The sequence below is a fragment of the Streptomyces sp. NPDC097617 genome (assembly GCF_044761485.1).
Taxonomy (GTDB): domain Bacteria; phylum Actinomycetota; class Actinomycetes; order Streptomycetales; family Streptomycetaceae; genus Streptomyces.
The window spans coordinates 1-19,577 of sequence record NZ_JBIWCL010000024.1 but is presented as its reverse complement, the minus strand read 5'-3'; the positions used below and the strand labels follow the sequence as shown (position 1 = coordinate 19,577).

20 protein-coding genes and 2 pseudogenes are annotated in these 19,577 nt (G+C 71.6%); 14 read left to right on the top strand and 8 right to left on the bottom strand.

The genetic code is table 11. The features are described 5' to 3' along the window. Positions 1 to 125: 125 nt before the first annotated feature. Positions 126 to 358 (bottom strand): annotated as a pseudogene (locus ACIQZO_RS30660) (potassium transporter TrkA); the annotation flags it as partial. A 248-nt stretch (positions 359 to 606) separates the two neighbouring features. Between ACIQZO_RS30660 and ACIQZO_RS30655 the strand changes: the two are divergent. Both ACIQZO_RS30655 and ACIQZO_RS30650 read left to right on the top strand, forming a co-directional pair. Next, entirely contained in the window at positions 607 to 1,002 is a 396-nt protein-coding gene (locus ACIQZO_RS30655; RefSeq protein WP_403632254.1) for a DUF4118 domain-containing protein, read from the top strand. 227 nt (positions 1,003 to 1,229) lie between these two features. Further along, positions 1,230 to 1,382 (top strand): hypothetical protein, encoded by a 153-nt coding sequence (locus ACIQZO_RS30650; RefSeq protein ID WP_403632251.1) that lies wholly within the window; start codon positions 1,230 to 1,232, stop codon positions 1,380 to 1,382. A gap of 130 nt (positions 1,383 to 1,512) precedes the next feature. Here the strand turns inward: ACIQZO_RS30650 and ACIQZO_RS30645 are convergent, their stop codons facing one another. Continuing rightward, on the bottom strand, positions 1,513 to 2,241 hold the full coding sequence (locus ACIQZO_RS30645) for a class E sortase (protein ID WP_403632248.1): 729 nt from the start codon (positions 2,239 to 2,241) through the stop codon (positions 1,513 to 1,515). Between the two features lie 263 nt (positions 2,242 to 2,504). Here ACIQZO_RS30645 and ACIQZO_RS30640 point away from each other — a divergent pair, with 263 nt between their 5' ends. The 7 genes from ACIQZO_RS30640 (at position 2,505) to ACIQZO_RS30610 (ending at position 8,980) form a co-directional block, all read left to right on the top strand. Further along, positions 2,505 to 2,753, top strand: coding sequence for a hypothetical protein (locus ACIQZO_RS30640; protein WP_403632245.1), 249 nt, complete (start codon positions 2,505 to 2,507; stop codon positions 2,751 to 2,753). 23 nt (positions 2,754 to 2,776) lie between these two features. After that, on the top strand, positions 2,777 to 5,047 hold the full coding sequence (locus tag ACIQZO_RS30635) for a heavy metal translocating P-type ATPase (RefSeq protein WP_403632243.1): 2,271 nt from the start codon (positions 2,777 to 2,779) through the stop codon (positions 5,045 to 5,047). Continuing rightward, the gene (locus ACIQZO_RS30630) at positions 5,044 to 5,580 is read left to right on the top strand and encodes a copper chaperone PCu(A)C (RefSeq protein WP_403632240.1); all 537 of its coding nucleotides are present in this window, start codon (positions 5,044 to 5,046) and stop codon (positions 5,578 to 5,580) included. The genes ACIQZO_RS30635 and ACIQZO_RS30630 overlap by 4 nt, the downstream gene beginning before the upstream one ends. Before the next feature lie 226 nt (positions 5,581 to 5,806). Beyond that, positions 5,807 to 6,691 (top strand): SigB/SigF/SigG family RNA polymerase sigma factor, encoded by an 885-nt coding sequence (locus ACIQZO_RS30625; protein WP_403632237.1) that lies wholly within the window; start codon positions 5,807 to 5,809, stop codon positions 6,689 to 6,691. 94 nt (positions 6,692 to 6,785) lie between these two features. Beyond that, on the top strand, positions 6,786 to 7,157 hold the full coding sequence (locus tag ACIQZO_RS30620; protein WP_403632235.1) for an STAS domain-containing protein: 372 nt from the start codon (positions 6,786 to 6,788) through the stop codon (positions 7,155 to 7,157). 5 nt (positions 7,158 to 7,162) lie between these two features. Beyond that, complete coding sequence (locus ACIQZO_RS30615; RefSeq protein WP_403632233.1) at positions 7,163 to 7,618, top strand: ATP-binding protein; 456 nt, start codon at positions 7,163 to 7,165, stop codon at positions 7,616 to 7,618. Positions 7,619 to 7,798: 180 nt separating this feature from the next. Then, entirely contained in the window at positions 7,799 to 8,980 is a 1,182-nt protein-coding gene (locus ACIQZO_RS30610) for a glutamate--cysteine ligase (protein WP_403632230.1), read from the top strand. Positions 8,981 to 9,036: 56 nt separating this feature from the next. On the opposite strand, the gene ACIQZO_RS30605 is transcribed toward ACIQZO_RS30610, so the two are convergent. The 3 genes from ACIQZO_RS30605 to ACIQZO_RS30595 form a co-directional block, all read right to left on the bottom strand. After that, positions 9,037 to 9,618, bottom strand: a complete 582-nt coding sequence (locus ACIQZO_RS30605) for a hypothetical protein (RefSeq protein WP_403632227.1) — start codon at positions 9,616 to 9,618, stop codon at positions 9,037 to 9,039. Between the two features lie 154 nt (positions 9,619 to 9,772). Next, a complete protein-coding gene (locus ACIQZO_RS30600) occupies positions 9,773 to 10,831 on the bottom strand; it encodes a sugar ABC transporter substrate-binding protein (protein ID WP_403632597.1) in 1,059 nt (352 codons plus the stop codon). 249 nt (positions 10,832 to 11,080) lie between these two features. Then, positions 11,081 to 11,326 (bottom strand): DUF6296 family protein, encoded by a 246-nt coding sequence (locus ACIQZO_RS30595; protein ID WP_403632225.1) that lies wholly within the window; start codon positions 11,324 to 11,326, stop codon positions 11,081 to 11,083. A gap of 561 nt (positions 11,327 to 11,887) precedes the next feature. On the opposite strand from ACIQZO_RS30595, the gene ACIQZO_RS30590 reads away from it, so the two are divergent. From ACIQZO_RS30590 to ACIQZO_RS30575, 4 genes and pseudogenes are all read left to right on the top strand, one after another. Further along, positions 11,888 to 12,373 (top strand): lamin tail domain-containing protein, encoded by a 486-nt coding sequence (locus ACIQZO_RS30590; RefSeq protein WP_403632223.1) that lies wholly within the window; start codon positions 11,888 to 11,890, stop codon positions 12,371 to 12,373. Between the two features lie 148 nt (positions 12,374 to 12,521). Beyond that, on the top strand, positions 12,522 to 12,812 hold the full coding sequence (locus ACIQZO_RS30585; RefSeq protein ID WP_403632220.1) for a hypothetical protein: 291 nt from the start codon (positions 12,522 to 12,524) through the stop codon (positions 12,810 to 12,812). A gap of 654 nt (positions 12,813 to 13,466) precedes the next feature. Then, positions 13,467 to 14,464: pseudogene (locus ACIQZO_RS30580) on the top strand (ATP-binding cassette domain-containing protein). Continuing rightward, entirely contained in the window at positions 14,461 to 15,276 is an 816-nt protein-coding gene (locus ACIQZO_RS30575) for an ABC transporter permease (RefSeq protein WP_403632218.1), read from the top strand. The pseudogene ACIQZO_RS30580 and the gene ACIQZO_RS30575 overlap by 4 nt, the downstream one beginning before the upstream one ends. A 28-nt stretch (positions 15,277 to 15,304) precedes the next feature. Here ACIQZO_RS30575 and ACIQZO_RS30570 read toward each other — a convergent pair whose 3' ends face one another. Continuing rightward, on the bottom strand, positions 15,305 to 16,366 hold the full coding sequence (locus tag ACIQZO_RS30570; RefSeq protein WP_403632215.1) for a S66 peptidase family protein: 1,062 nt from the start codon (positions 16,364 to 16,366) through the stop codon (positions 15,305 to 15,307). Positions 16,367 to 16,652: 286 nt separating this feature from the next. Here ACIQZO_RS30570 and ACIQZO_RS30565 point away from each other — a divergent pair, with 286 nt between their 5' ends. After that, positions 16,653 to 17,150 (top strand): C40 family peptidase, encoded by a 498-nt coding sequence (locus ACIQZO_RS30565; protein ID WP_403632212.1) that lies wholly within the window; start codon positions 16,653 to 16,655, stop codon positions 17,148 to 17,150. Here the strand turns inward: ACIQZO_RS30565 and ACIQZO_RS30560 are convergent. Both ACIQZO_RS30560 and ACIQZO_RS30555 read right to left on the bottom strand, forming a co-directional pair. Then, the gene (locus ACIQZO_RS30560; protein ID WP_403632210.1) at positions 17,132 to 18,253 is read right to left on the bottom strand and encodes an MFS transporter; all 1,122 of its coding nucleotides are present in this window, start codon (positions 18,251 to 18,253) and stop codon (positions 17,132 to 17,134) included. The two genes, ACIQZO_RS30565 and ACIQZO_RS30560, sit on opposite strands and share 19 nt — an antisense overlap. 48 nt (positions 18,254 to 18,301) lie before the next feature. Further along, the gene (locus ACIQZO_RS30555) at positions 18,302 to 19,474 is read right to left on the bottom strand and encodes an epoxide hydrolase family protein (protein WP_403632208.1); all 1,173 of its coding nucleotides are present in this window, start codon (positions 19,472 to 19,474) and stop codon (positions 18,302 to 18,304) included. Positions 19,475 to 19,577 lie beyond the last annotated feature (103 nt).

Here is a 19,577-nt window from a genome sequence, read left to right as displayed (position 1 = left end):
GGGCAGGCGGGCGGGCGCCGATGACGGCGGTCCGGAGCGCGTGCCGGTGGGCAGGGTCGGTCGGGGCGGTCCCGGTCGGGGCGTGGACACGTACCGACCGGTTGCTCAGCGCCCCTACGCCCAGCGAGAGTTGGGCTGTGGTGGGACGGCATCAGTGCGTCGATCAACGCCCCAGCCTCCCTCGCAATCAACTTCGCGGACAGCGCGCACTCGTCCGGATCGTCACGGTGATACGCGTTCGGGGTCCGCTTCCGTCCCGGTGCGCCACCATCGAGATGCGGCGGTGCTCACGGGTCGTCAGGTCGTAGCGGACGCCGATGCCCGGTATGGGGGTGCTGCTCAGGCCTGGAACGGGCACGGAAACCCCCCGGTGTGTGCTGTCGCCGAAGGAGGCGGGCGATGAGGCGCCCCTCCGACAGCCACTGTAGCGACGCGCGTTCCGAGTGACAGCAGGGGTGAACAGCGCTGCTGTGCCCCCCACTTGCGGTGGTGTCCGCGCGAGCGGATCACACCCGCGGGCGGATGAACGGCAGCGGGCGCGCACGCCCGGTGGTGCATCATCTCGGAAGGCCCCAACGGCGGGGCACCGCGTGAAGGAGGCGTCGCATGCTCGAGTGGAAACGGATCAGCTCGGGCTTGCGTCCCGTGCCCACGCCTGCGGCGACCGGCTCGGTCTGGGCCGCGGCGGCCGTCGCGGCCGTCGCGCTGGTCGCCGCGCTCAACTTCCTGGACGGCCCCGGCGACCCCCTGGTCGACCTGATGGCGCTCTCCCTCGCCGTGGCCGTGGTGAGCACCGGCGCGCGCCTCGCCGCCGCCCCGGGCACGGCCCTGCTGTGCTGGCTCGTCCTGAACGCCTACGCGACCGCGCCCATCGGCGAGCTCACCTGGGACGCCCCCTACGACCTCGTGCGCCTCACCTGCCTGCTCGCGGCGGCGAGCACGGGCACCGTCGTGGCCCGCCTCACCAACGCTCGTGCCGCTCACCGCCGCATCACTCCGTAGAGAGACCGTAGCGCCCGGCCCACCGGGCGACGGGCAGCTCCCGCGCTCCCTGGAGTTCGAGGTCGGCGGGTGATCTCTCCGTGTGACCGGGTACGGGTCCGCGGATCCGTACAGTTGGGTGCGTACGGCTGCCGCGCGGGGCAGGCAGCCGCCCGCCAACGGCGCGAAGTCGCCACCGGCGGCGGGCGACGAGCATGACGGCGTCATCGTTGAACCGGTAGGTCCCGGTGGCGAAGTGGTCCCGCAGCGCCGGCAGCAGGGCCTCGCACAGCTGGGCGAGGCCGGGGCGGCCGGCCTGGGTGCTGCACTACACCGACGACCCCGACCGGGTCGTCGCCGAAATGGCCCGCGCTGTCGACCGCGAGCACCCGGAGGCGTGAAGGCGAGGTCGGTGAATCCACGGTCGGCCAGGACGAGTACGACCGAAGGCGCCTTCCCCCAGAGGGAGTTGTTCCGCCCGGCCGGGCAGGACGACCACTCCCCGGCTGACGCGTCCGTCACCCGCATCGATCAGCCCGCGGGCGGGGCCGCCGAGGTCTTGCGCAGCACGCCGATCTTGTCGATCCGGTGCTCTGGGTTGCCCTGGGCATCGCTCCAGAAGTTGCCCTCGGCGTGATCCTCCGGCGTGGCGCAGGTCGAGATCGTGATCATGGCCTGGGTGGGGGCCGCGCCCGGCACCCCCGGCACGGCCGCGCGCTGCTCGCTGAGCGAGCGCTCCGACCGGAAGGACGTTTTTCGGGTCGCGGTGATCTCGTAGGTGTACGCCACCCCGCCCACGGTCACGAGGACCGTGTCCCCCGGGCCCAGCGAGGGCAGCTTCCCCAGCGGGCCACCGGCCGACAGCCGGTGCGCGGTGACCAGGAAGTTGCCCACCTGACCGGGCCCCGCTCCGCCCCGCTGCCCGTACGGGCTGGCGGCCACGCCGAGGTCCTGGATACGGGTCCCCGGCACGTCATCGGTGGTGCCCTCGTACGGCACCACGCGCAGCCCGAAGACACCCGCGGCGGGTATGGACAGCGTCGATTCCACGGGCACGACGGCGGGCGCGGGGGCAGGGGTGGGGGCGGCGGCGGAAGTGGCCGCCCGCGCGGGTGCGGAGGGCGCGGAGGGCAGGGAGGCCGCGGAGGAGGCGGGTACCGCGGGACCGGCGGCGACCGAGGGCGCGCACGCCACCAGCAGGGCGGTCACGGCACCGGCGAGCACAGCGGGGACGGCTCGGTACGGGAACGGCAGGGACATGGGCGTTTTCCGTGTCGGTCGATCGGCCGGGGCATGCGGCAGGCGGAGGGCCCGGTGCGCCCGGCCAGAGTGACATACGGAGCAAGAGGTCCATAAGGGCCCGACACTGTGACCTCCCTCCCGCGAAAAAGTCGTGGAACTTCGCGGGAACTTCCTTCCGCTTCCGCGCGACTACGTCGCCGGAGGGAGTGCCGTCCCGGCTCCGGCGCAGCGTGACCGGCACCTCGTCCGCCTGGAACCGAGTACAAGAATCCGGAGTGACGATGACGGACCGGCCCCCGTACCCGACCGCGGCGATCACCACCCTCAAGCAGTGGGCTCCGCCGCCGGCTCTCGTCGGCTTCGTGGCGCTCCTCATATCCATGTTCGGCGCGGCGTACGCGGTGGGCTCCGCCTCCGGACCGGTCGCTCCCGGCATGCACTCCACCGAGATCGACAGCCCGGGATTCGACGGGGACCTGGGCCGGCCGCACGGGCACAGCGGCGGCAGCGGTACGCAGGGCGCGCGGTGACGGCCGAGCGGACGGGCACCCTCATGGTGACCACGGACCTGATCGTCGGCGGGATGACCTGTGCGGCCTGCGTGAACCGCGTCGAGAAGCGGCTCGCCAGGATCGAGGGCGTGCGCGCCACGGTCAACCTCGCCACCGGACGGGCCCGGGTGAGCCACCCCTCGGAGGTGAGCACGCGGGACCTCGTCGCCGCGGTCGAGAAGGCGGGCTGCACCGCCGAGTTGCCCGCGCCCATCCTTCCCGCGCAGGACAGGACGCCGCCGGCGCCGGACGAGGGTTCCCCCGGCCGGGAGGAGGCGCAGCGACTGCTTGTCACCGCCCTGCTGTCCGTTCCGGTTCTGGTCCTGTCGATGGTGCCCGCCCTTCAGTTCCGCAACTGGCAGTGGCTGTGCTTCGTCCTGGCCGCGCCGGTCGCCGTCTGGGGTGCGTGGTCGTTCCACTCCCGGGCCCTGCGGGGGCTGCGGCACGCGGCGGCCACGATGGACACCCTCGTGTCGCTGGGCGTCGTCGCCTCCTTCTCCTGGTCGGCGTACGCGCTGTTCCTGGGCGGGGCGGGCGATCCGGGGATGCGGATGCCGTTCACTCTGCTGCCCTCGGCCGGCGGGGAGGTCGCCCACATCTACCTGGAGGCGGCCGTCGGCGTTCCGCTCTTCGTCCTGACCGGGCGTTTCCTCGAATCCCGGGCCCGCCGCGGCACGGGTGAGGCACTGCGCTCGCTGGCCGGACTGGCGGCCAAGGACGTGACCCTGTGGGAGGACGGCCGCGAGCGGCTCCTCCCGATCGAGCGGTTGCAGGTGGGGCAGGAGTTCATCGTCCGGCCGGGCGAGCGCGTCGCGACGGACGGGGAGGTGGCCTCCGGCGGTTCGGCCCTCGACCTCTCCCTGGTCACCGGCGAGAGCGAACCGGTCGAGGTGGGCCCCGGGCAGGCGGTGGTCGGCGGCGCGGTCAACGCGGGCGGTCTGCTGATCGTCCGGGCCACCGCGGTCGGTGCGGACACCCAGCTCGCCCGCATCACCCGTATGGTCACCGAGGCGCAGGCCGGGAAGGCCCGTGCGCAGCGCCTCGCGGACACGGTCGCGGGTGTCTTCGTGCCGGTGGTACTGGCCCTGGCGGCCACCGTGCTCGGCTTCTGGCTCGGCGCCGGCGCCGATCCTCAGTCGGCCGTCACGGCCTGTGTGGCCGTGCTCGTCGTGGCCTGTCCCTGCGCGCTGGGCCTGGCGACCCCCACCGCCCTGCTGGCGGCCACGGGCCGGGGCGCTCAGCTGGGGCTGCTGGTCAGCGGCCCCCGGGCGCTGGAGGCGCTGCGCCATGTCGACACCGTGGTCCTCGACAAGACCGGCACGCTGACGAGCGGCCGGATGACCGTCGCGCACGTGACACCGGTACCCCACGGGATCGGGCGGGACCGGGCGCTGTGGCTGGCCGCGGCGGTGGAACAGGGTTCCGAGCACCCGCTGGGCCGCGCCCTGGTCGCGTACGCCCGGCAGGACCTGCGCCATCGGCCCCTGTCCGAGGTGACCGGGTTCCGCGCCACGGCGGGGATCGGCGTGGCCGGGCTGGTGGAGGGACACCGGGTGGAGGTCCGCGCGGCCGGAGCGGACCTCCACCCGTCGCTGGACCGGGCGCTGGCCGAGGCGGAGGCGGTCGCGCACACGCCGGTCCTGGTCCGGGTGGACGGCGCCGACCAGGCTCTGATCTCCCTCGGGGACGTCCTGCGCCCGGGCAGTTACCGGGCCGTCGACCGGTTGCGGCGCCTGGGGGTGGAGCCGGTGCTGGCCACCGGCGACCGCCGGGCCACCGCGGTCCGCGTCGCCGCCGCGCTCGGGATCGCGGAGGTGCACGCCCAGTGTTCGCCCGAGGACAAGGCGCGCCTCGTGAAGGAGCTGCGCGGGCAGGGGCGCCGGGTCGCGGTGATCGGCGACGGGGTGAACGACGCCGGCGCCTTGGCCTGCGCGGACCTCGGTGTCGCCATGGGGAGCGGAACGGACGTGGCCATCGGCGCGGCCGACGTCACGCTGGTGCGCGGCGACATCGAGGCGGTGGCCGACGCCGTCCAGTTGGCCAGGCAGACCCTCGGGACGATCCGGGCCAACCTGGCCTGGGCCTTCGGCTACAACGCCGTCACCGTGCCGCTCGCCGCGGTGGGGTGGCTCAACCCGATGGTCGCGGCGGTCGCGATGTCGGCGAGTTCCCTGATGGTGGTGGGCAACAGTCTCCGGTTGCGCACCTGGCAGCCGGCGCCGCATACGCGCCGGGCCGGTACGGGCTTGCGGACGGGAGGTGCAGGGCGATGACGCAGTCGGCTTCGGAACAGTCCCCGGACCAGTGGCTCCCCACCGGGCAGCGGGTGCGCGATGCGGTGCGCGCCGCCGCCGTCCCGGTGATCGCGTGCGCGGTGGCGCTGGCGGGTCTGGCGGGTCTGGCGGCCTGGACCTCGTCCGGTGCCGCGGGCACCCCGCCGCAGATCGCGGCCGGCAACGGCCGCGTCTTCCTGCCGTACGGCAACAGCCGGGACACCGCCGCTTTCTTCGACATCACCAACATCGGCGGTGCGGAGGACCAGTTGACGGGGGTGACGTCACCGGGCGTCGAGAAGGCGATGCTGAGTCGGCACCGGAGCTCCGGCCTCGGGGCGGACACCATGGTGATGACGGGATCGGTGAGCATCCCGGCGGGCGGCACCGTCACCATGTCCCCGTCCGACGTGAGCGTCATGGCGCGTGCGAAGACCGGCTGGCAGGCGGGCGACACGCTGCCGTTCGTCCTCCACTTCCGCCACAGCGCGCCGGTGCTGGTGGTGGCGGTGGTGATCCGACCCGGCAGTTGAGCGGCTGCCGGGATCCCGGCCCACCCGCCGCGGGGGCCACATCAACGCCCGACGGCCGGGTAGCCGCTCAGGGAACGCCTACGGCCCCCGATCCGCCGCACCGCCTGCGCGACAGGGGCCGATCAGGGCGCGGAAACTCACGGAGGGTGACGAGCGGCCACGACCCGTACCGCTTCAACCGGGCGGCAGCGGGTATGTGGCTTGAGGGAACTCCCAAGGAGGCCTCATGTCCACTACTCTGCGTATCCAGGCCGCCCCCTCGCCGCAGCCGGACGTACCTCCGGTCCTTCCCGAGATCCCGGAGATCACCGATCCTCAGTCGGTGAGTACGGCGGACGCCCACGACCTGTCGGTGACGCTCTTCCGGCGGCTCCACGCACTGGAGGAAGGCACCGCGGAGTACTCGTACGTGCGCAACACGCTGGTCGAGCTGAACCTGAGCATGGTGAAGTACGCGGCGACGCGCGTCCGCCATTGCAGCGCACCGTGGGAAGACGTCATGCAGGTCGGCACCATCGGGCTGATCAAGGCCATCAACCGGTTCGACCCGGAGCGCGGGTTCGAGTTCATGTCGTTCGCCCTGCCCACCATCGTGGGCGAGATCAAGCGGTACTTCCGTGACACGACCTGGGCCGTCCGCGTGCCGCGCCGGCTCCAAGAGCTGCGCATCGACCTGGCCAGGGCGAACGACGCCATGGAGCAGGAGTTCGGGCACGCTCCGAGCGCGCGGGAGCTCGCCGAGCGGCTGGGCATCACCGCGGAGGAGGTCTGCGAGGGCCGGATCGCGGCCAACGGCTTCACGAGCCTTTCCCTCGACCTCCCCGTGACGGAGGAGGACGACGCTCCGGGCACCCTGGCCCGCGGCCTCGGCATCGAGGAGGCGCGGTTCGAGACGGTCGAGGACCTGGAATCGCTCAAGCCGCTGCTGGAGGAGCTGACGGAACGGGACCGGACGATCCTCGCCCTCCGCTTCGGTCAGGAGCTGACCCAGGCCGAGATCGGCGAGCGCCTGGGCATGTCCCAGATGCATGTCTCCCGGCTACTGGGCCGCATCCTGGGCCGGCTGAGGGAGGGACTGCTCGCCGAGGAGGCGCAGGCCGACCCGGCTTGAGGCACCCCCGCTCCGCCGTTCGCACCGGACAGACAGGTATATTGCGCTCGAACCCGGGCAGGTGCAGAAGAGCACGACGGAAGGGTGATGCCGGATGGTGCCGGAAGCGGAGAGAGCACGGTTCACCGTCGCGGTGGAGGCCGTGGATGGAGCCGTCATCCTCGCGCTCGCGGGGGAATTGGACCACGACACGGCGCAGCCCCTGCGGGATGCCCTCGACACGGCACTCACCCCGGGCCGCCGGCTGCTGGTCGACTTGGCCGCGCTCGGATTCTGCGACTCGACCGGGCTGAACGTACTGCTGAACAGCCGGCTCGCGGCGCGGGAGGCGGGCGCCAGCCTGGAACTGGTCGGCCTGCACGGGCCCGTGGCCCGCATGTTCCGGATCACCGGTGCGGACGGCGTGTTCCCCATCCACCCCGATGTGACGGAAGCCCTGAGGACGCCCCACGGCGGAGGAGCCTGAGCACGATGGAGCAGCGCGGGCCGTCCGAGCGGACCTGGAGCCTGAGGCTGTCCGGAACCACCGACGTCGTCTCGCGCAGCCGTGACTTCACCCGCCGGGCGCTGACCGCCTGGCACTGGCTCCCGGGGAGGGGGGAAAGCGGCCGCGAGGCCGCCGAGGACGTGCTCCTGCTCGTCTCGGAGGTGGTGGCCAACGCCTGCCTGCACGGCGGAGGCCCCCGCGCGCTCGTCCTGGACTGCTCGGCCGAGCGACTGCGGATCGAGGTCACCGACGGCAACCCGGCCCCGCCGGTGCGCGTCCCGGCCCGCGGGCCGCAGGCACGCGAGCAGCCGGGCGGTCACGGACTGCTGATCGTGGAGCGCCTCGCGCGGCGCTGGGGTTCGGAATCCGGGTCGGACGGCAAACGCGTCTGGTGCGAGGTGGCGTGGCCCCCGGGGATCCGCGTTCCCGGCCAGGGCTGAAGCGTCCGGGGCGTGGCACACCCGGTCGGGGCCGGCACGTACCCGTCGCGCCGTCGGAGCGCGCAGTGGTGGTTCCGCGTGCGTTGTGCGCTTTCCCGTACAGGCGGTCGTCACACCGGTCGTTCCGGGCTCATCGGGCCCCATGCTGCTTCTGGGGCGTTTTTAGGGTAAACGTGACATATGACAGCTACCGAGCCGCGCAGCCTTCCGGCCGGCGCTCCGGGTCTCGGCCCGGGCCCGGCGCTCGCCCCCACCGGCGGCCCGGTGGTGTCCACCGTGGGGATCGAGGAGGAGTTCCTTCTCGTCGACCGGCTGACCAGAGCTCCCGTGGCACGGGCGGATCCGGTGATCCAAGCGGCTTCGTACCCGCTCGGCGACCTGGTGCAGTCGGAGTTCTACCGCTGCATGGTCGAGACCTGTACCCGGCCGGCGACGACCGCCGCCGATCTACGGGCCCAGCTCCGCTTCCTCCGGGCGACCGTCGCCACCGCGGCGCGCGCCTCGGACTGCCTGCTCGTCGCCTCCGGCACCCCCGTGGTGCCGCCGACGGCTCCGATCCCGGTGACCGACACCCCGCGCTACCGCCGCATGGCCCGGCACTTCGGCGCGCTCGTCGACGGCAGGCTGGGCATCGTGTGCGGATGCCACATCCATGTGGGCACCGCCGACCGCGCGCAAGCCCTGTTCCTGGCGAATCGTGTGCGCCCCTGGCTTCCCGCGCTCCAGGCCCTCGCCGTGAACTCGCCGTTCGCGGGCGGACTGGACACCGGCTTCGCGAGCTGGCGGGCCCTGGAGTTCGGCCGGTGGCCCACCGCGGGCCCCTCCCCGCTCCTGGACCCCGCCTCGTACGAGGAGATGGCGGAGGCGCTGGTGGACTCCGGCGTCCTCATCGACCGCCGGATGATCTACTGGTTCGCCCGCCCGTCGGAACACCAGCCGACGATCGAGTTCCGGGTCACGGACACCAATGCCGACCTCGACACCACTCTCCTCGTCGCCCTGCTGCTGCGCGGTCTGTGCGCCACGTTCCTCGCCCGGGCCGGCGAGGGTCGGCCGCCGCCCGACGTGTCCTTCGCGCTGCTGAGCGACGCGCACCGCTACGCGGCCCGGTACGGAGCCGCCGGTTTCGCCCTCGACCCGTTCACCGGTGAGCGCGTACCGGCCCGGGCGCTGATCGACGCCTTGGTCAGGACGGCCGGCCCGGGGCTCCGGGCGGCGGGCGACGAGGCGGAGGTCGGCCGTCTGCTGGACGCGCTGCGCAGGAAGGGCACCGGAGCGGACCGCCAGCGTGCCGCACTTGAACGCACCGGCCGGCTGCGGGACGTGGTCGACGGGCTGGCCGACCGGACCGCCGGCACCTGAGACCCTCCCCACCGGGGCGGATGGGCCGGGGCGCGGGCCGTCCGTGCCGGGTTCCGCTACCCGGCCAGGCTGGTGTCAGCGTCCAGACATGCCAGGAGCCGGGAGCGGTGCAGCTGGGCTATGGGCGCGAGGAGGTCCGGGTGGCGCAGCAGGGCGGCCGCCCCGTGGTCGGCCGCCCCCGGCCGGGTCAGACGGTGGAAGGCCAGGGGGACGGCGCTGCCGTGCTCGGTGCGGGCCAGGGCCCGGGTCGCCGCGTCGGCCAGGTGGGGGTGGCTCAGCAGGCACGCCGCCCAGCTGGCCACGACCTCGTCCACCCACGAACGCCAGGCCCGGTCCTCCCGGTCCTCCCGCTCCCCCTCACCGCCAGCGCCACCGCCGGCGCCCTCGCCGACGGTCGAGGCGCGGGCGTCCGTACCGGTGATCCAGTCGAGTCGATCCGCTCCGCCGGGGCCGGTCACGACGACCAGCTGCGCATCGAGCCCGGTCGGATAGCAGAGCCATGCCGCGACCGTGACGGCTTGGCGGGCCTGGGTCTCGGCCAGGCCGCGCTGAAGGGCGCCGCCGTCGGCGGGGTAGGCCTGGGTGAGCCAGTACGCGGTCGCCGCGATCAGCGGCGAGAGGGGGGAGTCTGCGGACACGGCTGACCATCCGGACCGGTAGGAGGGGGGATCGGATCGTCACGGTAGCGAGCCGACCGACCGAAAGGGAATCTTCCGAGCGAAACGGTGGTCATGGCCACACCGCCCCGGGTCTCCCCCGGCCCGCCCCCGCCCCCGCCGGCCCTGGGCTCCGCTACTTCAGACCGATCTCGTCGCAGGTGGCCTTCAGCCGGTCGGTGCAGATCGCCGCGATGGTGAAGACCCCGTCATCGACCACGGTGGACTTGATGTTGTTCCTGGTCACCGTGACGCCGGGGACGAGGACCGACGGGATGCGCTTGGTGGTCGGACTGTCGACGATCTGGTTGATGAGTCCGTCGATCTTCTCGCCCTTGGCGAGTGCGACGGCCATCTCCGCGGCGGCGGCCGCCTCGGGTGCGTACCGCTTGTAGACCGTCATGTACTGATCGCCCGCGACGATGCGCTGCACACCGGCGAGTTCGGCGTCCTGGCCGGTGACCGGCGGGAGCGGGGAGACGCCGGCCGCCTTGAGGGCCGCGATGATGCCGCCGGCCATGCCGTCGTTGGCGGAGTAGACCCCGACTATCCTGCCCTTGCCGAGGGTCGAGAGCGCGGAGGCCATGTTGGCGTTGGCGTTCTCCGGCTTCCACTCGACGGTGTCGTACTCCTTGCCGACGTTCACCTTGCCGTCGAGGATCGAGTGCGCACCGGACTTGAACTGCTTGGCGTTCGGGTCGGTGAGCGAACCGTTCACCATGACGATCTGGCCGTCCTTGGCCTTGTCGCCCAGCGCCTCCAGCAGCACCTTGCCCTGGAGCCGGCCCACGTCCTCGTTGTCGAAGGACGTGTAGGCGTCGATGGGGCCTTCCGCGAGGCGGTCGTAGGCGATCACCGGGATTCCCGCGTCCTTGGCCCGCTTGACCGCTCCCGCGATCGCCTTGGAATCCACGGCGTCGATGATCAATGCGTTCACCTTGGCGGCGATCATCGCGTCTACCTGGGTGTTCTGGGCGTTCGCGTCCTGCTTGGCATTGGCATAAACCACTTTGCCCTTACCCCGGGTGAGTTTGGCGACTTCCTTCTCGATCAGCGGCTTGTCAAAGTTCTCGTAACGCGCGGTCTGGTCCTCCGGAAGCAGCAGACCGACCTTGATCTCGTCGTCCTTGACAGAGCCGCCCGGTCTTCCGTCGGCGTCCTCCCCGCTGCCGCAGGCGGCGAGCGAGACGGTCATCGCCGACGCCACGACAACAACGGCGGCACGACCCAGATATGCGTTCACGATGTAAACCTCCCTGACGAGGCCGTGTCCTTGCGGCCGAGGTAGAGGCAGTCAACTCGGCACTGACACCCTCGTCAAGAAGTGAATTGTTAACGTGATGGCAACGTTGCCATCACCGTCCGCATTCGCACATTCAGGATTTTCAGTGGCAATTCGGCATCATTGATTCCCTGGCGATGATTCAACTTATGAATCGAAAGCTCACCCGGTCGACACCGGACGGACCCGCACCCGCGAGGCGGGTTCCTGGTGGCCGCCGCTCGCGATCATGCGTACGTCGCCCTGGTCGCTGATCTCCGCCTGCACGATGCCGGTGTCGTCGGCGTAGATCGGGTGACCTCCGGGGCCGGACCGGTCGGTGCGGTGCACGAGGACCGATTCCTCTCCACCCGGTGCCGCATGGTCGGGGGCGACGAATACCAGCTCGTACGTGCTGTCCGGTCCCATTACGGCCTCCTCTGCGCCCGACAGTTCCGGGCGAACGGCTCCACCAGCGGGCGAATGCCCTTTCCTCCCCATTATCGGGCAGAGCGGGACCTCCGCCCACGCGGCATCCCGGGTCGCCACCCACCCCGCCGACGAGAAACGGCACCCGCATCGGGTGCGGGCGGGCCGCCCGGGGGTGCGGCTTCAGAACACCAGAACTGTGGGCGTGAACACGTACGAAGAAACGGTGCGAGCGGCTGTTACGCGGGCCTGAACCCGTTCGGCCCAGGGCGTGAGGGTGCCACGGGAGGGGGCGCCCGGGACGGGAGGGCCCGCGTCTCCGGGCCCGCCAAGGCCGACCGCACGCGCCCCCGCCGATCGCGTCAGCGCGACGTTGACGTGTGTCCCCTACAAGGGACAGTCACCGAAAGGTCCGTATTTTGCAACACGCCCCGAATTGGTGGCTTTTGATGGCGCTTGGGGGTCAGAGTGTGGCTCCTCGGCAGGACGCCGGGAACTGTTCGAAGCCCACCCGCCGTAAATGAGCGGGCGGGGCTGCTGTCTGTTGAAGGGGTCATCTTCATGTCTGCTTCTCTCGCCACCCGCCGGGTCGTCGCCGCGTTCCTCGCCGCAGGCGCCCTGGTCGGCGCCGCCGCCCTCCCGGCCACCGCCGACGACCACCGGCGCGACCGCGACCACCGGGCCCCGCAGTCCTCGATCGTCATCAGCGACGTCCAGTACGGCAGCGGCGGCCGCGACCGCTCCGCCCAGGCGCTCAACCGGGAATGGGTCGAGGTGAAGAACAACGGCCGCAACAGCGTCAACCTGCGCGGCTTCACCCTCACCGACCGCCAGGGCAACCGCTACCGCTTCTCCGACTTCCGCCTCGACGGCCGCTCCAGCGTCAAGGTCCACACCGGCCAGGGCCGCGACACCCACCGCGACGTCTACCAGGACCGCCGCCACCAGATCTGGGACGAGCGCGACACCGCCACGCTCCGCGACCGTCGCGGCAACGTCGTCGACAGCGACTCCTGGAACGGCCGCCGTCACCACCGCAACGGCTGACCCGGCCCGAAAATGTGCCCGCACCCCCGTGCAACTCGGGGGTGCGGGCACGCCCGTGTGTGCGGACACCGCTCGAAATGGTGCGGCGACTGTCAGTGGTGGGTGGCAGGATCTACCGCGGTGATCCAACCACCTACAGGGGGCAGGGATGGGGAGCACGACGTTCGAGTGGCCGCGCGGCGCGGAGGACCGGGACACGGCGGCGCTGGAGCTGTGGCTCGCGGTGCACGGCTGGGAGGTCGACCCGACGGTGTTCATGGCCGACGGCCTCGGCCCGGCCGTGCAGGTGAAGCCGATCGGCACGGACTGTCCTGACGAGGAGCCCGGGCTGCTGATCCTCCCGGGCGAGACCGTGGAGTACGCGCAGGACCGGATGCGGATAACGCCCTGCGCCACCGCGGCGTCCGGCTGCGGCTTCGCGCGGTACGGCCCTTCGTAGTCGGCCGCGTGGTCCGGGCCGGTGGCGCGGTAGGCGTCCAGGGTCTCGAGGTCCTCGGGGTTGCGCGCGGCGATACGGGCGACGGCCGGCCCATCGGTGTTGTCGCGCACCGCGTCCCGGGGCACCTGGGCGAGCAGCGCCAATGACCCCAACTCGTCGTGGTGGAAGACCGGTCGGCGGGCGGTGGTGAAGCGGAGGGCGGTCCGAGCCGGACCGTACCGTTCGACGGCTGCGGCGGCCGCGAGGGCGAGCCGGTCGAGGAGGACCTGGTCGTGGACGCGGGTGCCGATGGACCGGGGGCCCACGGCCGTCGGGCGCGACGCGGATCGTATCGTCCGCCCCGCGCCGTGCAGGCGAATCCCGGCCACGCACTCGGCGAGCCCAGCCGAGGCCCGGGCGAGCGCCGGGAGATCCGCGCGACGCATCAGTGTGTCGTAGAAGGCGATGATGCGGATCGCGCCGTCGACGTACGGGTCCAGTCCTGACAGCCGTACGGCCAGTGCCTCCATGTCGGGAGGACAGGCCCGCCCCGTGTCGGGCAGAAGCGCCGATCGGCGCGCGATACCCGGGCCGTGCACGACAGTTGGCGCACGCACCGCGATCCCGGCGCCGCCGAGGGCCGCGGGGATCGCCTCTTCGGCCCTCTCGCGGGGCCTGCGCCGCAGCCGACGGCTGTCGAGCGGGGCGGCGGGCACGGTGCTCGGCCTGCTCGGCCCCAACGGCGCGGGCAAGACGACCGCGGTCCGTATCTTCGCCACGCTGCTGCGCCCGGACGAGGGGCGGGCCGAGGTCGGCGGGCACGACGTGGTGCGGGAGGCGGGCCGGGTCCGTTCGCTCATCGGGCCGACCGGGCAGTACGCGGCCGTGGACGAGAACCTGAGCGGCACGGAGAACCTGCTGATGATCGGGCGCCTGCTCGGCGTGTCGCGGCGGGGCACGCGCCCGCGCCGCCGAACTGCTCGATCGCTTTCACCTCGGTGACGCGGCGGGACGCGCCGTGAAGACCTACTCGGGCGGTATGAGACGGCGCCGCGACCTCGCGGCCGGCCTGGTCGGCCGGCCGGCCGCGGATCCTCTTCCTGGACGAGCCGACCACCGGGCTCGATCCGCACAGCCGCGGTGAGGTGTGGGACATGCTGCGCGTTCTGGTGGCGGAGGGCATGACCACGCTGCTGACCACGCAGTATCTGGACGAGGCCGACCGGCTCGCCGACAGCATCGTGGTGATCGACAACGGTCGGGTGATCGCCGGCGGCACACCGGACGAGCTCAAGGCCCAGGTCGGCGGTCAGGTGCTGCACCTGCGTCCGGTACACCCCGCCGATCTCGACGCGGCGCACGCCCTGGTCGCGCAGGAGGCCGGTCCGCAGGCGAAGACCGAGGGGAACGGGATCATCGCCCCGGTCGACGATCCGGTCAACGATCCGGCACTCATGCCGCGTGTCGTACGCAGACTCGACCAGGCCGGCATCCCCGTCGGGGAACTCACTCTGCGTCACTCGTCCCTCGACGAGGTGTTCATCGCCCTGACCGGCCACCGCGCCGAGCCGGGCACCGCGCCCCGTGACGACGCCGACATCAACACCGACGCCGATAACGACGATGACGCGGGCGACGACAGCCAGTACGCGGAAGCGGGGAGGCCGTCATGACGAGCACGACCCTCACCGACACTCTGGGCCGCGGCGGAGGGGTGCGGCCGCTTCCCGCGCTGCGGCAGACCGCCACCATGGCGTGGCGCAGCCTGGTCCCGGTGCAGCACAACCCGCTGGAGCTCGTCGACTACAGCGTCACACCGATCATGTTCGTGTTCCTGTTCACCTTCGTCTTCGGCGGGCAGATGGCGGGCTCCCCTCAGGAGTACCTCCAGTACGCGCTGGCCGGGATCATCGTTCAGAACACGCTGTTCATGAGCATGTATACCGCCATGTCACTGAACACCGACCTGACCAAGGGCGTGTTCGACCGACTCCGCAGCCTGCCGATCGCCCGATCGGCCCCGTTGTTCGGGCGGATCGTGGCCGACCTGGCCAAGCAGCTGTGGGCCATACTCCTGATGATCGGGCCGGGCGTGGTGCTGGGCTTCGAGACAACCGGCGGCGCGGCGGGCTTCATCGGGGCGGCCCTGCTGCTGACGTTCGCCGCAGCCGTGTCCTGGACGGCGGTGCTGATCGGGATGGTGGCCGGGGACCCGGAGAAGGTGCAGGTCTACGCCTTCACCTTCACCTTCATCTTCCCGCTCACCTTCACGAGCAGTGCCTTCGTCGAGGTCGACACCATGCCCGGGTGGCTCCAGGCATGGGTCCAGATCAACCCCGTGACGCACCTGTCGGACGCGTTCCGCGGGCTGCTGCTCGGCACACCGGCGGGCGGGCCGATCCTCTGGTCACTGCTCTGGGCGGCGGGCATCACCGCGGTCCTCATGCCCCTGGCGATGCGCGCCTACCGCTCCGAGAGCCACTGAGCGCGTCGGTGCCGACGCCGCACCGGTCTCAGTAGGTGACGAAGATCCGGCGCGCCGGGCCGTCCACCCGGATGCGGCCTCCTACGGGGACCACGAACTGCGGGTCGGTGTGGCCCAGGTCGACGTCGAAGACGGCCATCGTGTCCGGGGCGTACTGCTGGAGGGCCTTCAGGACGGCCTCCCGCTGCTGCCGGCGGAACGTGGCCCTGGCCTCGGGGCCGAGCGGCTTCTCGAAGGACCAGCTCTTCGCCCTGCCCATGAGCAGTGCGGGGAACTGTCGCAGCAGCCCGCGTTCGCCCATGCTCCGCAGGATCCAGTAGACCTCGTCGGCGCGCGGCATGTCCTCGGAGGTCTCCAGGAACAGCACGTTGCCTGCGTAGGTGTCGGCCGGTCGGACCGCGCGGTCGGCCATCAGAAGCCAGGAGATGATCTCGAGGTTTCCGCCCCAGCCGATGCCTTCGACGACCTGGTCGCCGTTGTGCCATGACCAGCCGTCAGCGGGTTCCATGTACGGCTCGGAAGCGAAGGTGTGCGGGTCCTCCCACGGGCTGTTGACGTCTCCGGAGCTGCTCGCCTCGGTGAGCTCGAACTCGCCGGAGGTGAACAGCGCCGCCCGGAGCGAGGCCGCGGTCGACGGGTGCAGCGCGCCTGGCCGTCCGAGCTCGACCATGACCGATCCACCGTGGTAGCCGACGATCCCCAAGTCCCGTAGGAACAGGAGCAGGTTGGTGTTGTCGCTGTAGCCGAAGAAGGGCTTGGGGTTGGCGCGGAGAAGGTCCCGGTCGAGGTGGGGAAGGACGGTGATCTGGTCGTCCCCGCCGATGCTCGCGATCACCGCCTTGATGCCGGGGTCCGCGAAGGCGGCGTGGATGTCCGCGGCCCGCTCCTCGGGCGTCACGCCCATCGTCCGGGTCGTCGGATACTCCACCACCTTCAACCCGAACTCGTCCTGGAGCCGGCGCACGCCCAACTCGTAGGGCAGCGGGAACAGGCCGGGGAGGCCGGACGAGGGCGACAGGACCGCGACCCGGTCCCCGGGGTTCGGCTTCACGGGGTAACGAGGGTCTCGAAGGTAGCGAGGATCTGACATCCGATGATCATAGAAGTCGCTCGATCGGGCGTCGCGCCGTTGTGCCGACAGGCCCGCACGGACGGGCAAAACCTGCCATTCCAGACACGCGGATATGACTGTCCTTCAAGACTATGATCTCGAATCGAATGCAAAATCGAGACAAATCAGCCTGTGTCCGACACCTTTCAGCGCCGCACATCGGAGAAAACTGGTCCGCCGTCAGAGCCATGACGTATCCGACCGAGAACAGGACCCCGACCACTGATCTGACTGTTACCTGCCAACCGATCACGGAGGTGTCACGATGTCCTGCTTCAGGACCGACTTCCGAAGGGCCCCCAAGGGCCTTCTCCCCACGTGTTGTTGCCCCAGAGCACGCGCCGCTCTCTCCCTGCTGCTCCTGACGGCCGCCGCGCTGAGCGGCCCCGCAGCCCCGGCGCACGCCGCAGCCCCGTATGGCGCCAGAGCCGTCGCGGTGGCCGCCTCCAAACAGGGCTCGCCGTATGCCTACGGCGCCACCGGCCCCAAACGCTTCGACTGCTCGGGCCTGACCCTCTACGCCTTCAAGAAGGCGGGCAAACGGCTTCCACGCACCGCCGAACAGCAGTACGAGCACACCCGCCACATCCCGGAGGCCGATCGCGCCGCCGGCGACCTGGTCTTCTTCCCGAGCGGCGCGACCATGACCCACGTCGGGATCTACGCCGGCAACGACAGAATCTGGCACGCCCCACGCCCCGGCACCCGGGTGCGGCTGGAGCGGATCTGGAGCTCAGCGGTCCGCTATGGGCGGGCCACCTGATCCGGTGCCCGGCCGGTCCGGCTCCGGCCGTCCCGGTGCTCCTGGTCCTCCGTCGCTGTCGCGGCCGGGCCGGGGCCGGCGGGCAGCCTGCGGACCGCCCACACACTCGGAGCGAGCAGCAGCACCGGGCTGGCCGCGGTCATCAGTACCGCGCTCCGGAGCAGGACGGGTTCCGTGCCGAGGGACGTCGCGGCGGCGCCCACGACGAGGTAGCCCAGCGGCACGGACATGAGCTCACCGGCCGAACTGAAGGAGCTGACCCGCCCGAGCACCTCGGAGGGCAGATGTTCCTGCACGGCGGTGCTCCAGCACACGATCGCGATGTCGAGTCCGATGCCCGCCATGACGGCCGCCCCCGCCAGCACGGCGAGGGGTGCGCCCTGGGCGAGCGCGAGAAGGGGCAGCGCGAGAGGCACGTTGGCGCATCCGCACACGACCATGATCCGGGACGGTTTCCATGTGAGCGAAACGATTCCGCCCAGGAACAGGCCTGCCGCGAAGGCCCCTTGGACGATGCCCCAGGAGGAAGCGCCCAACCGGCCGTTCGCGGCCACGACGGGGCCGAGGAGCTGATAGCCGCCGAGCCAGAGGGCGACGACCACGGTTCCGGACAGCACATACGACCAGATCCACAAGAGACGGGAGAAATCCTTCCAGCCGTCCTTGAGGTCACGGAGGACTGAAGTCGCCGTCCTGACAGGGCCGGACACGCCGAGACGGCCGCACAGGAGGGCCGCGACCACGAAACTGACGGCGTCCCGGCCCAGGGTCCACTCCGGACCGATGAGCACGACGAGGGCGCCGCCGACCGCCGGCGCGAGGATGCGGATCAGATTGCTCGGCAACCGCATCAACGCGTTCGCCTGCTGCAGCTCGCCGGGAGCGACGAGCTGCGGCAGCAGGCTGTTCATGGCAGGTCGGGTCAACGCCGAGGCACAGCCCGCCAGCGCCGCCAACAGGGCGATCCGCCCTGTCGTGGCTCCTCCGGACACCACGAGGAGAGCGACGCCGCCCTGGGTGAGGGCCGGCACCACGTTGCCTATCACAATGCCCCGTTGACGGGAGAACCGGTCCGCGATCACTCCTCCGACGAGGAGCAGCACGCGCTGCGGGGCGCCGAGCGCGGGTCACCGGAACCGCGTCCGCGCCGGTCAGGGCCGCTGCCGGAAGAAGGCGCGGATGTCCCCCACGAGCAGGTCCGGGACCTCCATCGCCGGAAAGTGGCCGCCCCGGTCGTACGAGGTCCAGCGCACGATGGTGTCGGTGCGCGCGGCGATGTGGCGCAGCGGGATGAAGTTGTCCCGGGGGAAGTCGGCCAGTGCGGTCGGGGTGTGCGACACCTCGGGCGGCCGGCCGGCGTACGCGGCGTGCGCGCGCTCGTAGTAGATGCGGGCGGCGCTGCCGGCCGTGCCGGTGAGCCAGTACAGCATCACATTGGTCAGCATCTGGTCCCGGTCCACCGGGCACGCGGGGTCGCTCCACTCGTCGAACTTCTCCGCAATCCAGGCGAGCAGCCCGACGGGTGAGTCGTTCAGCCCGTAGGCGAGGGTCTGCGGCCGGGTCGCCTGGATGTCCGCGTACCCCTGCCGCTCGCGCGCCCAGATCCGGTACCGCTCCCAGGACGCCAGCGTCCGCTCCCGCTCGGCGGGGGACAGTTCGGCCAGCTCCTGCGGCCGGGGTTCCGCGGTGGCCCCGCCCCCGGGCAGCAGGTTGAGGTGCACGCCGGTGACCCGGTCGGGCCGGATCCGCCCGAGCTCCCGCGAGATCGCGGCTCCCCAGTCGCCGCCCTGCACCCCGTACGACGGGTACCCCAGCCGTTCCATCAGCACGCCGAAGGCCCGGGCCACCCGCTTGAACTCCCAACCCGGCTCGGTCGTGGGCCCGGACAGCCCGAAGCCGGGGATGCTCGGCAGCACCAGGTGGAAGGCGTCCGCCGGATCGCCGCCGTGCGCGCGGGGATCGGTCAGTGGGCCCGCGACGCGCTGGAACTCCACCGGCGAGCCGGGCCAGCCGTGCGTCATGAGCAGCGGGGCCGCGTCCGGCTCGGGCGAGCGGACATGGGCGAAGTGCACCCGCGCCCCGTCGATGACCGTGGTGAACTGCGGCCACTCGTTCAGCCGGGCCTCGGCCGCCCGCCAGTCGTACGCCTCGCGCCAGTACCCCACGAGCTCCCGCATCCGCGCGAGCGGCATTCCGTACGCCGATCCGGCCCCGGGCAACTCGTCGGGCCACCGCGCCCGCCCCAGGCGCTCCCGCAGGTCGTCCAGCTCCCCCTCGGCCACGTGAAGCCGAAACGCGCGCACCCTCTCGTCAAGATCACTCATGGCTCGCATGCTAGACCCGTACTTCGCGGGTGACCGTTTCAGATCTGTGGCCAGCGGGTTTGTGTGATGTCGGTGTCGAGGAGGTCGAGGAGGTGGAGTTGGA